Annotated in this window: 12 protein-coding genes; 4 read left to right on the forward strand and 8 right to left on the reverse strand. The window is 70.6% G+C overall.

From position 1 onward, the window contains the following. Window positions 1-9 precede the first annotated feature (9 nt). Window positions 10-1,188, forward strand: coding sequence for a molecular chaperone DnaJ (gene dnaJ, locus ACFZDK_RS12825; protein WP_390972034.1), 1,179 nt, complete (start codon window positions 10-12; stop codon window positions 1,186-1,188). 5 nt (window positions 1,189-1,193) lie between these two features. Next, the gene (locus tag ACFZDK_RS12830) at window positions 1,194-1,640 is read left to right on the forward strand and encodes a heat shock protein transcriptional repressor HspR (RefSeq protein WP_390972515.1); all 447 of its coding nucleotides are present in this window, start codon (window positions 1,194-1,196) and stop codon (window positions 1,638-1,640) included. Between the two features lie 53 nt (window positions 1,641-1,693). On the opposite strand, the gene ACFZDK_RS12835 is transcribed toward ACFZDK_RS12830, so the two are convergent. Together ACFZDK_RS12835 and ACFZDK_RS12840 are read right to left on the reverse strand one after the other, a co-directional pair. Continuing rightward, on the reverse strand, window positions 1,694-3,667 hold the full coding sequence (locus tag ACFZDK_RS12835) for a PA14 domain-containing protein (RefSeq protein WP_390972035.1): 1,974 nt from the start codon (window positions 3,665-3,667) through the stop codon (window positions 1,694-1,696). Window positions 3,668-3,674: 7 nt separating this feature from the next. Further along, window positions 3,675-5,708, reverse strand: a complete 2,034-nt coding sequence (locus ACFZDK_RS12840; RefSeq protein ID WP_390972036.1) for a PA14 domain-containing protein — start codon at window positions 5,706-5,708, stop codon at window positions 3,675-3,677. Window positions 5,709-6,001: 293 nt separating this feature from the next. On the opposite strand from ACFZDK_RS12840, the gene ACFZDK_RS12845 reads away from it, so the two are divergent. Continuing rightward, window positions 6,002-7,111 carry a substrate-binding domain-containing protein gene (locus tag ACFZDK_RS12845; protein ID WP_390972037.1) on the forward strand — a complete coding sequence of 370 codons (1,110 nt, stop codon included), beginning with the start codon at window positions 6,002-6,004 and terminating at the stop codon, window positions 7,109-7,111. 18 nt (window positions 7,112-7,129) lie between these two features. Here the strand turns inward: ACFZDK_RS12845 and ACFZDK_RS12850 are convergent, their stop codons facing one another. From ACFZDK_RS12850 to ACFZDK_RS12865, 4 genes are all read right to left on the reverse strand, one after another. Then, the gene (locus tag ACFZDK_RS12850) at window positions 7,130-7,495 is read right to left on the reverse strand and encodes a hypothetical protein (protein WP_390972038.1); all 366 of its coding nucleotides are present in this window, start codon (window positions 7,493-7,495) and stop codon (window positions 7,130-7,132) included. A gap of 265 nt (window positions 7,496-7,760) precedes the next feature. Continuing rightward, window positions 7,761-8,603, reverse strand: coding sequence for a transglutaminase N-terminal domain-containing protein (locus ACFZDK_RS12855; RefSeq protein WP_390972039.1), 843 nt, complete (start codon window positions 8,601-8,603; stop codon window positions 7,761-7,763). 1 nt (window position 8,604) lies between these two features. After that, the gene (locus ACFZDK_RS12860; RefSeq protein WP_355725256.1) at window positions 8,605-9,537 is read right to left on the reverse strand and encodes an alpha-E domain-containing protein; all 933 of its coding nucleotides are present in this window, start codon (window positions 9,535-9,537) and stop codon (window positions 8,605-8,607) included. Continuing rightward, window positions 9,534-11,081: a circularly permuted type 2 ATP-grasp protein gene (locus tag ACFZDK_RS12865; RefSeq protein WP_390972040.1), complete on the reverse strand. Its 1,548-nt coding sequence runs from the start codon at window positions 11,079-11,081 to the stop codon at window positions 9,534-9,536. The genes ACFZDK_RS12860 and ACFZDK_RS12865 overlap by 4 nt, the downstream gene beginning before the upstream one ends. Before the next feature lie 394 nt (window positions 11,082-11,475). Between ACFZDK_RS12865 and ACFZDK_RS12870 the strand changes: the two genes are divergently transcribed. Continuing rightward, a complete protein-coding gene (locus ACFZDK_RS12870) occupies window positions 11,476-12,528 on the forward strand; it encodes a LuxR C-terminal-related transcriptional regulator (protein WP_390972041.1) in 1,053 nt (350 codons plus the stop codon). Here ACFZDK_RS12870 and ACFZDK_RS12875 read toward each other — a convergent pair. Together ACFZDK_RS12875 and ACFZDK_RS12880 are read right to left on the reverse strand one after the other, a co-directional pair. Beyond that, complete coding sequence (locus ACFZDK_RS12875) at window positions 12,491-13,480, reverse strand: helix-turn-helix transcriptional regulator (protein ID WP_390972042.1); 990 nt, start codon at window positions 13,478-13,480, stop codon at window positions 12,491-12,493. The two genes, ACFZDK_RS12870 and ACFZDK_RS12875, sit on opposite strands and share 38 nt — an antisense overlap. Then, window positions 13,477-14,508 carry a helix-turn-helix transcriptional regulator gene (locus ACFZDK_RS12880; protein WP_390972043.1) on the reverse strand — a complete coding sequence of 344 codons (1,032 nt, stop codon included), beginning with the start codon at window positions 14,506-14,508 and terminating at the stop codon, window positions 13,477-13,479. The genes ACFZDK_RS12875 and ACFZDK_RS12880 overlap by 4 nt, the downstream gene beginning before the upstream one ends. Window positions 14,509-14,540 lie beyond the last annotated feature (32 nt).

Below are 14,540 nucleotides of genomic sequence, written 5' to 3' on the forward strand. Positions count from 1 at the left end.
GCGTCGGGGATGAGCACCAAGGACTTCATCGAGAAGGACTACTACAAGGTCCTCGGCGTCCCCAAGGACGCCACCGAGGCCGAGATCAAGAAGGCGTACCGGAAGCTCGCGCGCGAGTTCCACCCGGACGCCAACAAGGGCAACGCCAAGGCCGAGGAGCGCTTCAAGGAGATCTCCGAGGCCAACGACATACTCGGCGACCCCAAGAAGCGCAAGGAGTACGACGAGGCCCGCGCCCTCTTCGGCAACGGCGGCTTCCGCCCGGGGCCGGGCGCGGGCGGCGGCAACTTCAACTTCGACCTGGGCGACCTCTTCGGGGGCAACGCCCAGGGCGGGGGCGGCTTCGGCGGGGGCGGCGGCGGCTTCAGTGACGTCCTGGGGGGCCTGTTCAACCGGGGCGGCGGCGCGGGCTCCCGCACTCAGCCCCGGCGCGGCCAGGACATCGAGTCCGAGGTCACGCTCAGCTTCACGGAGGCCATCGAGGGCGCCACGGTCCCGCTGCGGATGTCCTCGCAGGCCCCCTGCAAGGCCTGTTCGGGCACCGGCGACGCGAACGGCACCCCCCGGGTGTGCCCGACCTGCGTCGGCACCGGCCAGGTGGCGCGAGGATCCGGAGGCGGCTTCTCGCTCACCGACCCCTGCCCGGACTGCAAGGGCCGCGGCCTGATCGCGGAGAACCCCTGCCCGGACTGCAAGGGCAGCGGCCGCGCCAAGTCGTCCCGGACCATGCAGGTCCGCATCCCCGCCGGAGTGACGGACGGCCAGCGCATCCGGCTGCGCGGCAAGGGCGCACCGGGCGAACGCGGCGGCCCCGCGGGCGACCTGTACGTCATGGTGCACGTGGACACCCACCCGGTGTTCGGCCGCAAGGACGACAACCTCACGGTGACCGTCCCGGTGACCTTCACCGAGGCGGCGCTCGGCGGCGAGGTCAGGGTCCCGACCCTGGGCGGACCGCCGGTCACCCTGAAGCTGCCCCCGGGCACGCCCAACGGCCGCACCATGCGCGCCCGTGGCAAGGGCGCGGTCCGCAAGGACGGCACCCGCGGCGACCTGTTGGTCACCGTCGAGGTGAGTGTCCCGAAGGACCTGTCGGGGAATGCTCGTGACGCACTGGAGGCGTATCGCGAGGCGACCGCGGGTGAGGACCCGCGGGCCGAGCTGTTCGAGGCCGCGAAGGGAGCATGACAGAGATGGACGGCCGTCGGCGTAACCCGTACGAACTGACCGAGGAGACCCCGGTCTACGTCATCTCGGTGGCGGCCCAGCTCTCCGGACTGCACCCGCAGACGCTGCGCCAGTACGACCGCCTCGGCCTGGTCTCCCCGGACCGCACGGCCGGGCGGGGCCGGCGCTACTCGGCCCGCGACATCGAACTGCTCCGCCAGGTGCAGCAGTTGTCGCAGGACGAGGGCATCAACCTGGCCGGCATCAAGCGCATCATCGAACTGGAGAACCAGGTCATAGCGCTCCAGCAGCGCGTCGCCGAACTCCAGGCGGCGGTCGACGGCGCCGCGGCCGCCATGCAGCAGCGCGAGGCCGCCGTCCACGCCTCCTACCGCCGCGACCTGGTCCCGTACCAGGAGGTCCAGCAGACCAGCGCGCTGGTGGTGTGGCGGCCGAAGAAGGCCAAGGACTAGCCGTACGCGCGTCGAGGGGCCCGGAGGTCACACCTCCGGGCCTCTTCTCGTGTCTACGGCTCCAGGATCGCCCAGTCCGCGCCGGGTGCCGACTCCGTGCCGTCGGCGTACAGCGCGGTCACCCAGTAGTAGTGGGTGGTGCCGCGGGCGGCCGTGGTGTCGTCGTAGGAGCGGTCGGTCGTGGCCGCCAGCTTCACGTACGTCTCCGTCGCCGGATCCCAGCGGTACACCTGGTAGCCGGTCGCCGAGTCGACCGCGCTCCACCCGAGGTGGACGCCGCCCGAGTCCGGGGCGTCCGCCGTCAGGGTCAGCGGGGCGCCCTCCGGGGTCGCCACCGACGGGGTCAGGTCCAGCTCGTCGACGGCGACCGCGCTCACCGGCCCCAGCGACCGGCTGGAGTTGCCCGCGGCGTCGATGGCGTCCACCCAGTAGCAGGCGTGGTCGCCGTCGGGCGTCCGCACGTCCCGGTAGTGGGAGGTGCCGGCGTTCAGCCATGCCCACTCACCGGCGGAGCAGACCTGCTCCGCGTCGTCCTCGCCGAGGACCGTGCCCCGGTAGACCACGTACCGCTTCAGGTCGGACTCGGTGTTGTCGTCCCAGTCCAGCTCGATGCCGTACTCGGTGGCCGTCGCGGTCAGGCCGGTCACCTGGGCGGGCGGCTTGTCCGACTCCAGCGTGGTGACGGTCGCGGTGTTGGAGAGCGGGGACACGTAGGGCCACTGCACGTTCGCCACCGCGTAGTGGTACGTCGTGCCCTCCTCGGCCGAGAAGTCGCCGCAGCTGTACCGGCGGGACCCGTCGGCGAGGGTGGTGAAGCTGGTCGTACAGGTCACCCACTGCGCCGTCGAGGTGTCCACGGGCAGCGTGGTCGAGCGGTAGACGCGGAACTCGCCGTACGGCGCGTCCTCGGGCTTCATCGTCCACTGGAGGGTCGCGCTGCCGATGCCCGCGGTCGCGGTGAGTTCGCGGGGTGGGGCCAGCGGGCGGGTCACCGCCTTGAGGTCGGTGAACGGCGACAGGTGGCCCGAGCCGTCCACGGAGGCGACCCGGTACTTGACGGTCTCGCCCCGGGTGAGCGAGTCGTCGGTGAGGGTCACCGTGTAGGCGAGGTCCCAGGACTTGGTGACGACGCCGTAGGAGTCGGTCCGCTCCACCCGGTACTTCACCGCGGCGTGCACCCCCGACCAGCTCAGCTCGGCGCCCGTGTCGGTGGCGGACGCGGTGAACCCGGCGGGTGTCTGCAGGACGGTGCTGGTGACCAGGGCGTCGGCGGTGCCGGTCGACTCGTTGCCGGCCTTGTCGTAGGCGCGGACCTCGTAGTAGTAGAGGTCGCCGGTCGCGGGCGGGGCGTCGGTCAGGGACGTCGCCGTCGTCGTCCCCGTCTTCGTCCAACTGGTGCTGCCCCGCAGGCGCCGGTAGACCCGGTAGCCGGCGAGGTCCATCTCCCGGTTCTTCGTCCAGCTCAGCTTCGTCGTGTTGGCGCTGCCGTCGTAGGACACCAGCGGATCCAGCGGGGTGAGGGGCTTGACCTTGTCGACGGCGGCCGAAGTGCGGGGTGTGTAGGTGAACTTGACCTTGGCGGCGCCGGTCCAGTTGACGTAGTCGATCCGCAGGGTGTGCTTGCCGGACGGGACGGTCACGTTGACGGTCTTGCTCACCGTCTTGGTCGTGTTCTTCCAGAGGTCGACCTTGCGGACGCCGTCGAGGTAGACGCGGATCCCGTCGAGTCCGGAGGCGGCGAGGGCGAAGGGTCCGCCGGAGCCGAAGTCGCGGGTCACGCTCCAGCGCACGCCGAAGTTGTCCTTGGGCAGTCCGGAGGCGGGGGCGCCGCTCCAGGACTCGCTGATCGTGGAGTCGCAGTCGGTCTTCTTCGGGGTGCCCTTGAAGGTGGTGTTCGCGAAGAACTGCCGTTTGAAGACGGGCGAGGTACAGGTCGTGGCCGCCGAGGCGGTGGATACGGCGACGGTGGTGAGGAGTCCGGCCGTGGTGGCCAGCACCACGGCCGTCGCCTGCAGGGTGGTCTTCATCGGGGGCTCAGGCTCCGCTCGGCAGGGACGCACAGGCGTCCACGTTGCTGAAGGTCTCCGAGCCGTCGGGAGCGACGACGGAGAGCACGTAGAAGACGGTCGTGCCGTGGGGCACGGTGGTGTCGGTGTAGTGGGTGGCGGTAGGGGCCAGCGGTACGTCCGTCACCCGGACGTAGGAGGCCGTGGCACGGTCCCAGCGGTACACGTTGATCCCGGCGGCGCCCGTGGCCACCGAGTCCGCGCAGTCGATGTACATGCCGCCCTCGTCGCCGAGGGTCGAGTACGTGGTCAGCGAGCAGTCCGCGGTGTCCTCGGGGACCACCGCCGGGGTCAGGTCCTGCTCGGTGACGGTGACCTGGGAGTAGGGACCGCCCCATTCCGGGATGTCCTGACTGTCCTCGTACGACCCGGAGTTCCCGTAGATGTCGACCGGGACGACGATGTAGCTCTTCGTCTCGCCGTTCGCCACCTCCGGGCCGACGACGTACTCGGAGCTGCCGGCGGGGACGGACTCGATGTACGAGGGCTCGTAGCCCTCCAGGTCCTCGTACACCTCGTAGTGGTCGATGTCCGCCGCCGTGCTGTCGTCCCAGTCCAGCTTGACGCCGTACTCCAGGGGCTCGGCCGTCAGGTGGGTCACGGGCGGCGGCGGGACCTCGTCGCCGGGCCGGGTGACGGTCATGTCGGCGGAGCCGGTGGACCAGCGGCCGGCGGTGTTCTGCCGGATCATCACGTAGTGGTAGGTGGCGCCCTGGTCGCCGTCGTAGTCGACGCAGGAGCGGACCGTGTTGCCGGCCGCGTCGGTGCTCTTCTTGCGGCTGCGGCAGTCGGTGAGGTTGTCGTAGGTGAGCTCCACCGGGGAGGTCGTGGAGCGGTAGACGTCGTAGTCGGCGGTGTCGCCGCCCGCCGGCTCGGTCCAGGTGAACACCGCGCCGTAGCTCGGCACGGTCGCCGTCACGTTCTGCGGCGGCAGGATCGACCGGGTGCTGCGCACCACGTTGGAGGCGCGGGCGTTCCTGGCCGCGTCGAGGGCGCTGACCTTGTAGTCGTAGGCCCGGCCGTAGGACGCCTTGGTGTCCGAGTAGCTCGTGCCGGTGATCTCGGTGAGCTCGGTGTACGAGGTCTCCGACGCCGACTTGCGGAAGACCTTGTAGGTCGCGGCGTCCGCGGGGGACGTCCAGGAGAGGTCGTTGGAGGCCTCGACGGCGGTGGCGGTGAGGACCGGGGCGGCGGGGGCGGTCATGTCCTGCGACACGACGAGCTGGTCGTCGGAGCCCGCCGACTGGTTGCCCGCCTTGTCGTAGGCGCGTACCTCGTAGTAGTACGACTGCCCGGTCGGCGGCGTCTGGTCCCAGGCCTGGCGGGTGCCGGCCGTGGTCGAGGCCACCTCGGTCCAGCTGCTGGAGCCCTTCAGCCGCCGGTAGAGCCGGTAACCGGCGAGGTCCATCTCCTTGTTGGCCGCCCAGGTGACTTCGGTGTACGACCCCTCCCCGTCGGGCTGGTAGACGGCGGAGACCCCGGCCGGCGCGAGCGGCCTGACCTTGTCGACGGTGGCCGAAGTGCGGGGTGTGTAGGCGAACTTGACCTTGGCGGCGCCGGTCCAGTTGACGTAGTCGATCCGCAGGGTGTGCTTGCCGGACGGGACGGTCACGTTGACGGACTTGGCCACCGTCTTGGTCGTGTTCTTCCAGAGGTCGACCTTGCGGACGCCGTCCACGTACACCCGGATCCCGTCGAGTCCGGAGGCGGCGAGGGCGAAGGGCCCGCCGGAGCCGAAGTCGCGGGTCACGCTCCAGCGCACCCCGAAGTTGTCCTTGGGCAGTCCGGAGGCGGGTGCGCCGCTCCAGCTCTGGTCGACCGCCGAGTCGCAGTCGGTCTTCTTCGGGGTGCCCTTGAAGGTGGTGTTCGCGAAGAACTGCCGCTTGAAGACGGGCGAGGCGCAGCTGGTCGCGGCCGAGGCGGTCACGACGGCGCCGCCGAGCAGGGTGCCGGCGGTGGCGAGCACCACGGCTGCGGCCGAGGCGCTTCTGGCTGGGTTCATTCGTTCCTCTGATCGGATCGACACGGCGGGGACGGCCGTTGCCGATGTCGACTCATGAGGAAACGACTTGGTTGTACTGATCTTTGCCTGCCCGTGAACTCCCTTTGGATGGAGGGTCCGTAAAGAGTGTTTGTAGGCGATTCCGCTCTACCTTCACAGATGCAGCGGAGCGTGGTGTTGCGCACTCGTTAAGTAGTTCCGCTTGACGCCGGGTGTGGCGTACGCGTTGTCTTTTCAGACATCTGGGTCGCAAAGCAGCCCACGTCCGGAACGCACCTGAAGTGAGCCCCCGTATGCGTCGTATAGCCATGTTTGTGGCCGCGTCCACGATGACCCTTTCGCTTGCCGGCTGCGGCGTGCTCAACGCGACAGGATCGTCGACGTCCGCGAGCCCGAAGAAGGGCAACGACATCACGGTGGGCGTGCTGATGCCGGACAAGATCAACACCCGGTACACCAACTTCGACTACCCGATCATGAAGTCGAAGATCGCCGAGCTCACCAACGACCAGGGCAAGGTCGACTACCAGAACGCCGCGTCCTCCGCCTCCACCCAGGCGGACCAGATGCAGAAGATGATCGACGACAAGGTCGACGTGATCGTCCTGGACTCCGTCGACGCGCACGCCATCGCCGACAAGGTGAAGAAGGCCAAGGACGCGGGCATCCCCGTCATCGCCTACGACCGCCTCGCCGAGGGCCCCATCGACTCCTACGTCTCCTTCGACAACGAGCTCGTCGGAGAGGTCCAGGCCCGCACGCTCCTCGAAGGCCTCGGCTCGAACGTCGACACCTCCGACAAGGTCGTCATGATCAACGGCTCGCCGACCGACCCGAACGCCAAGCAGTTCAAGACGGGCGCCATGTCCGAGCTGGCCGGCAAGGTGACGACCGACCACTACTCGTACGACACCAAGGACTGGGACCCGGGCATCGCCGAGAAGGAGGTCACCAAGGCGATCGACCTGATCGGCAAGGACAACATCGCCGCCGTCTACTCCGCCAACGACGCGATGGCCGGCGGTGTCGTCAAGGCCCTCAAGGCGGCGGGCGTGACCACCATGCCGCCGATCACCGGCCAGGACGCGGACCTCGACGCCATCCAGCGGATCCTTGTCGGCGATCAGTACATGACCGTCTACAAGCCCTACCCGGACGAGGCCGAGGCCGCCGCCCAGATGGCCGTCTACAAGGTCCAGGGCAAGGACATCCAGTTCGACGCGCTCGCCCAGGACCAGGTCGACAGCCCCACCAACAAGGACATCCCGGCCCGGCTGGTGCAGGTCAGCGCCGTGACCAAGAGCAAGATCAAGGAGACCGTCGTCGCCGACGGCATCTACAAGATCTCGCAGATCTGCACCGCCGCCTACAAGACGGCGTGCACCGAGGCCGGCCTCAAGTAAGCCCCTCCGGGGCCGGCGCTACCACCCCGTCAGCGGCTTCATCGCGATCAGCACCCCGTTCCGCGCGTACGGAACGGGGCTGCTGTTCATGAACCCGACCCGGTCCCGGTCCCCGGACACCCGCACCCCGCCGACCCGCGCGCCCCGCGGCACGTCGTACCAGAGCTCGACCTCGATCAGATCGTGCCCGCCGATGTCGACACTGTCGTGCTGCCGCCGCACGGCCATCGCGAAGGAGTCCGGCAGCCCCCGCCGCCCGCTCACCCCGGCCAGCCGCTGCCGCCCCACCACATACGTGTGGAACTCCGGGTCCTTGTTCTCCACCCGCAACCGCGCCCAGCAGAACTGCCCCTCCGGCTGCGCCTCACTGTGCGACCCGGACACCGCCGTCAACCCACAGCGCAACGACAGCAACGTGAAGGTGAGATGCCCGTCCTTGTGGGGGCGGGAAGGGGCTTGGGCGGAGGGCGAGGGGGACGCACTGCCGCTACCGCCCCCACACCCCGCGAGAAGCAGCAGAACCAATCCACAGACCGACGCCCACCTCTTGGCCATACGCCGATTGTGCGCGCCCCTCAGGGGCGCGGGACAGTGTCCGTGTGCGGCTCCGCCGCGTGGGCGCGACCAGCCCCCACCGCCCCGCACCCGACTACGCGACCCTTGTGAACACCACACTCACCTCCGGAAGCCCTCCAGGAACCCCCCGATAGATCCCCTTGTGCGGAGTGACGTCGTCATAGTCCCGCCCCCGGGCCACCACCACATGCGACTCATCCACCCGCACCCGGTTCGTGGGGTCGTACCCGCACCACTCCCCGGCCCAGTACTCGATCCACGCATGGCTCTGCCCGGCGACCGGCCGGTGCAACTCCGCCTCCCGCTCCGGATGCAGATACCCCGAGACGTACCGGGTCGGCAGCCCCACCCCCCGCAGCAGCGCGATCGTCAGATGCGTGATGTCCTGGCAGACCCCCGCCCGCTGGGCCCACGCCTCCGCGGGCGACGTGTTCACCCCGGTCGCCCCGGGCAGGTACGCCACCCGGTCGGCGACCAGCTCGGACACGGCCACCGCCGTCTCGTGCGGCCCCAGCCCGCCCGCGGCACCCAGCGCCTTCTTCACCAGCCTCTTCGGCACCGACGTCCGGGACGTCCCGCACACGAACTCCCACAGCCGTGACCCCGCGGCCCGTTCGGCCACCTCCTCCCACGTCGGCGCCTCCGGCAACGGCTCCGGTGGCGACGTCTCCACCAGGCTCGACGCCGTGATGGTCAGGTCCCCGTGCGGGTCCGGCAGGTCGAAGCCGGTGACCTGGGTGCCCCAGTAGTCCCAGTACGACCAGACGGTGGTCGCCGGCTGCACCGTGACCCGGGCGTCCAGCGTCGTCTGCCCCGGCAGGGTCAGCGGGGTCATCCGGACCTCGTTGTGCGAGGAGGCCGCGGGCTGCGCGTAGGAGACCCGGGTGGTGTGCCGGATGCGGAGGCGACGAGCCATGTCAGGCTCCTTCCTGGGCCCACTCGACGGGCCCCTGGTACGGGAAGAACCGCTCCGCCACCGCGTCGGCGGACGTCATGCAGGCCTGCTGCAACTCCCGCAGCAGTGCGGGAAGCTGTGCCTCCAGGGTGGCGGTGTCCAGGTACTCCAGGCGGGTGCGGGCCCGGCCGATCGGGGAGCGGGCCGGGTCCTGGCGGGGCCGGCCGAGCGCGGCCAGGCACTCCTCCGCCGTGGTCAGCGCGTGCAGCGCCGAGCGCGGGAAGTCCCGGTCCAGAAGCAGGTATTCGGCCACCCGCGGGGTGTCCCCGAACCCGCTGTGCACCCGCGCGTACGCCTCGTCGGCGCCGCTCGCGCTGAGCAGCGTGGTCCAGTCCGGCGCGTGCGCCGCGTCCAGCACCCGTACCGAAAGGAGTCGTACGGTCATATCCACCCTCTCCAGGCTCCGGCCGAGGACGACGAACCGCCAGCTGTCGTCCCGGCTCATGGTGGAGTCGGCGAGGCCGAAGAAGAGGGCGGCCCGGCTGCGGACCAGCTCCAGGTAGGCGTAGGGGCCGGTGCGGCGGGCCGCGCGGCGCTGGTCGCCGAGCGCGTGCCAGGTCGAGTTGAGGCACTCCCACATCTCGGAGGAGACGGCCTCCCGGGCGCTGCGGGCGTTGAGCCGGGCCGCGCCGAGCGCGCCCTCGATCGATCCCGTCGAGCGGGCGTCGAAGGCGAGCTGGTCCAGGACCTGCTGCATGTCCACCCGCTCCGCGCCGGCGTCCACGCCGAGGATCGCGTACAGCGAGCGGCAGGCGACGTCCTCGTCGCGCCAGGGGTCCTCCAGCATCCGGTGCAGATAGGCGTCGAGGATGCGGCCGGTGGCGTCGGCCCGCTCGACGTACCGTCCGGTCCAGGTCAGCGACTCGGCGATACGGGAGAGGATCACGTCGTTCATTGCTGCTGCGCTCCTTCCGCTACGACGGCACGGGTGCCGTCGGGCCCGAGGCGGCGCGGGGCGATCGCGGGGATCGGGCCCGCGCCGGCCGGCGCCGGGCGCTCGGCGGGGCCCTCGGCGAGTACCCAGGTGTCCTTGGAGCCGCCGCCCTGGCTGGAGTTGACGATCAGGTTGCCCTCCTGGAGGGCGACCCGGGTGAGGCCGCCGGGCAGCACCCAGATGTCCGTGCCGTCGTTCACGGCGAACGGGCGCAGGTCAATGTGGCGGGGGGCCATGCGGTCACCCGTGAGGGTGGGGGAGGTGGAGAGGGCGACGGGACGCTGGGCGATGAAGCCGCGCGGGTCGGCTACGACGGCTTTGCGAGTGCGTTCCAGGGTGTCCCGGTCGGCCTTCGGTCCGATCACGATGCCCTGGCCGCCGGCCCCGTCGACGGGCTTCACCACCAGCTGGTCGAGCTGGTCCAGGACCGCCTCCAACTGGCCCGGTTCGTCCGGCCGGTAGGACTCCACATTGGGGAGAATCGGTTCCTCGCCGAGGTAGTAACGGATCAGGTCCGGGACGTAGGTGTAGAGGAGTTTGTCGTCGGCGATGCCGTTGCCGACGGCGTTCGCGAGTGTGACGTTCCCGGCGACGGCGGCGTTCAGGATGCCGGGGCAGCCGATCACCGAGTCGGGGCGGAAGTGCAGGGGGTCGAGGAAGTCGTCGTCGAGGCGCCGGTACACCACGTGCACGGGCACCTCGCCGCGGGTCGTCCGCATCCACACCCGGTTGCTGCGGCACACCAGGTCGTGGCCCTCCACCAGCTGCACGCCCATCAGCCGGGCCAGCAGGGCGTGTTCGAAGTAGGCCGCGTTGCTGGGACCGGGGGTGAGCACCACCACCCGGGGGTCGCCCGCGGCCCCGCCGGGGGCGGCGGCGCGCAGGGCGGCCAGCAGCCGTGCCGGGTACCCGTCCACCGGGAGGACGTGCTGCTCGGCGAAGAGCGAGGGAAAGATCCGGGTCATCGCCCTGCGGTTCTCGATGACGTACGACACCCCGCTCGGCACCCGCACGTTGTCCTCCAGGACCCGGAAGGCGCCGGCCTCGTCACGGACCAGGTCGATTCCGGCCACATGGATGCGCACCCCGCCGGCCGGCTCGACCGCGTGCGCGGCCCGGTGGAAGTGCGGCGAGGAGAGCAGCAGCCGCCAGGGGACCACCCCGTCCTCGAAGGCGCGGGCGTGCCCGTAGGCGTCGGCGAGATAGGCCTCCAGGGCTCTGACCCGTTGGCTCACGCCTCTTTGTATGAGATCCCATTCCAGGGCGTCCAGGATCCTGGGCACCAGGTCCAGCGGCCAGGGCCGCTCCTCGCCCGCGAAGGCGTAGGTCACCCCCCGGTCGGTGAAGGCACGGGCCATCTGGTCGGCCCGGAAGCGCAGTTCACTCGGCTCGATCGGCTGGAGCGCCGCCAGTACCGGCTCATAGGCGGTCCTGACCTCACCCGGCCGCTCAAACATCTCGTCCCACGCGTCGGCCAACGCGTACGCGTCAAATATGTCCGCCATGGAGGGACGTTAGAGCGGGCACGTAACACGGCGATCACTGGCGGATTTCGGGGATTCGCCGGGTCCGCCGGGCCACGTGCCCGCGAGCGACCCTCCCTGCGACGCACCTCCCCCGTGGGTGCGTCGCACGGGGCCCCGGGCCAATCGGGGGAGGACGGCCCGGGGCCCCGCCGGGTGTCCGGCGACGCCCGTGGGAAGCGACATCAACGATGCCGCGCACACCTCCCGGCCACCACCGTCAGCTTGTTGCAACGCGGGCTGCGGAGGCGGGGCGATATCCAGCCGTATCCGGTTATGGGGACGCCCCGCGCGGGGGGAGCCGTGTTGCGGAGCCGGTCCGGACCGCTCATAGTTGCGCTGCGGAAGAGGCAGCAAACCGGGGGTGGAATGGGCGATGGCCGGGCACGGGACGGAGGAGCATCCACACGGAGCCGACCGACTGTGCGCCGCCGGGGACCGCGTGTACTCCCGGGCCGTGCGCCGGGGCCGGGTGCCGCGCACCGACGCCGACACGGTGCCCTGCCTGCTGGAGCTGGCGCTGCTGCACCCCGACCCCGACGACATGGACTGGCTGGTGCCGACCTCCCCGCAGGAGGTCATGACCCGGCTGCTGCGCGGGGTCTACGACGAGGTCACCGACAGCCAGCGGCGGGTGGGTTCGGCGGTGGCCGCGTTCGACTGGTACGCCGGTCTGGGACGGCAGTTGCGGGCCGTGTCGGCCTCCGCCGAGGGCACCTCGGCGATCCGGGTCCTGGACGGGCTGTCCCGGATCCAGGCGGCCATGGACGAGGCGACTCAGGCGTGCACCGCCGAGGTGCTGACCGTGCAGCCGGGCGGCATCCGGCGTGAGTCCGAGCTGACCGAGGGCCTGCACCGGGCGGTGGCCCTGCGCGGCCGGGGCGTGCGGATGCGCGACCTGTACAACCATGTCGCCCGGCACGGCCAGGGCCTGCTCAACTACCTGGAGCTGATGGGCGACGCGGTGGAGGCCCGCACCCTCGACGAGGTCATCGACCGGCTGATCCTCTTCGACCGCACGGTGGCCTTCATCCCCGCCAACGCGGACCGCACGATGGCCCTGGAGCTGCGCCACCCCGCCCTGGTGGAGTACCTGGTCACGGTCTTCGAACGGCTCTGGCGGCTGGCGATCCCGCTCACCACCCCGCTCCCCGACACCGGTATCGAGGGCATCTCGCACCGCGAGCAGTCCATCGCGGCGCTCCTCGCGGAGGGCCACCAGGACGCCGTCATCGCCGAGCGCCTCGGCATCAGCGTCCGCACCTGCCGGGCCCATATCGCCCGTCTCTCGGAGACGCTGGGCGCGGCCAGCCGTACCCAGCTGGGCGTGCGGATAGCGCAGGTGGGGCTGGACCGGCCGCCGGGCGGGGCGAGCGGGTCGCCGGCCGTGGTCAGCCTGCCTGGTCAAGGATCCCGGACCGGCCGATGAGGTAGCCGAGTTGGGCGCGGCTGTCGCTGCCGAGGGTGGTGGCGAGGCGGGCGATGTGGTCGCGTGCGGTGCGGATGTTCATGCCGAGGCGTTCGGCGATGACGGCGTCGGTGTGGCCTTCGACGAGGAGGGCGGCGATGGCCCCCTGGCGGGGGGTGACGCCGTTGACGGACGGGCGGTGCTCGCGGTGCGGGTAGACGGGGGTGGCCAGCCGCCAGAGCCGGTCGAAGACCGTGCTCAGGTAGCTGATCAGGGTGGGGTGGCGGACTTCCAGGGCGAGGCTGCCGTCGGCGTCGGCGGGCAGGAACGCGGCCCTGTCGTCCACGACGATCAGCCGGTCGGGCAGCTCGTCGAGGCCGCGCACCTCGTTGTCACCGGTCAGCAGCTCGTTGTAGGCCAGGATGCCCGGCAGGTGGACCATCGAGTGCTGGATGAGCACCCGGATACGGCCGCCGCGGTCGAGGAAGGCCTGGTCACGGCCGTAGGAGGCGGAGTGGGCGAGCTCGCCGCGCTCGCCGACCATACCGGTGTGCGGCTGGACGCACAGGACTTCCCGCCGGGCCTGCGGCATGGCCTCCTCGATGGCCTGGTTGATCCGCCGGGTGCCGCTCAGCAGCCGGAGCGCGGGGGAGTCCGCCGTCGTCGCGAGCTGCGGTGCGATGCGCATCAGCGGGGCGAAGAACTCGACCAGCCGCTCCTCCCGCCGCCATTCGTCGGCGATCCGGGCCCGGGCGCCGCGCAGCCGCCGGTTCAGGGCGACGGCCGGGGCCACGGGTTCCAGCCGGCCCGGGTCGTCCAGCGCCGGCTGCAGCAGACCGAGATCGACGAGACAGGGGGCCTCGACGGTGTCCCCGGCGGCGAGGTGTCCGCCGTCCAGGGCGCGTTCGTACAGTTTCGTCCCCGCGGCGCACAGGTCCTCGATGCCGTGCTCGGCGTGCGGGACGGGGGTCAACGGGTGCCTCCCTCCTCCGGGAGCCGCTGGTCCAGGATCCCGGACTGGGCGATGAGATAGCCGAGCTGGGCGCGGCTGCCGCTGCCGAGCGCCAGGGCCAGCTTGGCGATGTGGGCGCGGCAGGTCCGCACGTTCATGCCCAGCCGGCGGGCGATGGCCTCGTCGACATGGCCCTCGATCAGGAGCTTGGCGATGGAGTGCTGGATCTCGGTGATGCCGTCCGGGGCGGTCTCGTAGGGGGCGCCGGCGTTCAGCGGAGTCGCCCGGTTCCACATGAACTCGAAGACCTTGATGAGGTACCGCACCAGTCCCGGGTGGCGCAGTTCCAGGGCGACCTGCTGGTCGTCGCGGGTGGGGATGAAGGCCACGGTCTCGTCGCAGATGATGAGCCGTTCCACCAGCTCGTCGATCGTGCGGTACTCCACCTTGCCGTCCACGAAGTGCTCCACGTAGGACAGCTTCTCCGGGTTGTACCGGGCCGTGTGCTGGTAGAGGGTGCGGATCCGCACCCCGCGTTCGATCAGCGGCCGGTCGCGCTCCAGACCCTGCAGGAAGGTGCGCTCGGAGAACCGGTTGGTCGGCTGGACCGTGAGCACCTCGCTCTGGCACTGGTTGGTGGCCAGGTCGAGGGCCGCGTTGATCCGGTCGCTGCCCTCCAGGACGGAGATCGAGTCCGTGGGTGCCGCCGTCTGCATGCCCAGGGCGATGAACGGCTCGAAAGCTTCGGACAATTCGATTGACCGTTGCCGGCGCTCGGCTATCTCCTGTTCCAGGGGGTTGAGCCGCTGAGCCAGGGCGACCGCCGGAGAGACCGGGCGCAGCCACTCCGGGTCGTCGAGGTCGGGGCGCAGCAGAGCCAGCTCCATCAGGCAGGGAGCCGGTTCCGCGTCCGCGCGGGAGATGCGTCCCGTACGCAGGGCGGTCGCATAAAGTCGGCCACCTTCTTCACACAGTTCGGTCACCGCATGGGGATGTGCCACTTTGGTCTGTTTCGTTGTCAAATCTCCACCCCCCAGGGTCCTGAACATGCAGGAACATGATGCACCGATCGTGTGGCCAT

It is taken from the genome of Streptomyces sp. NPDC007901 (assembly GCF_042959465.1).
In the GTDB taxonomy this organism is placed as follows: domain Bacteria; phylum Actinomycetota; class Actinomycetes; order Streptomycetales; family Streptomycetaceae; genus Streptomyces.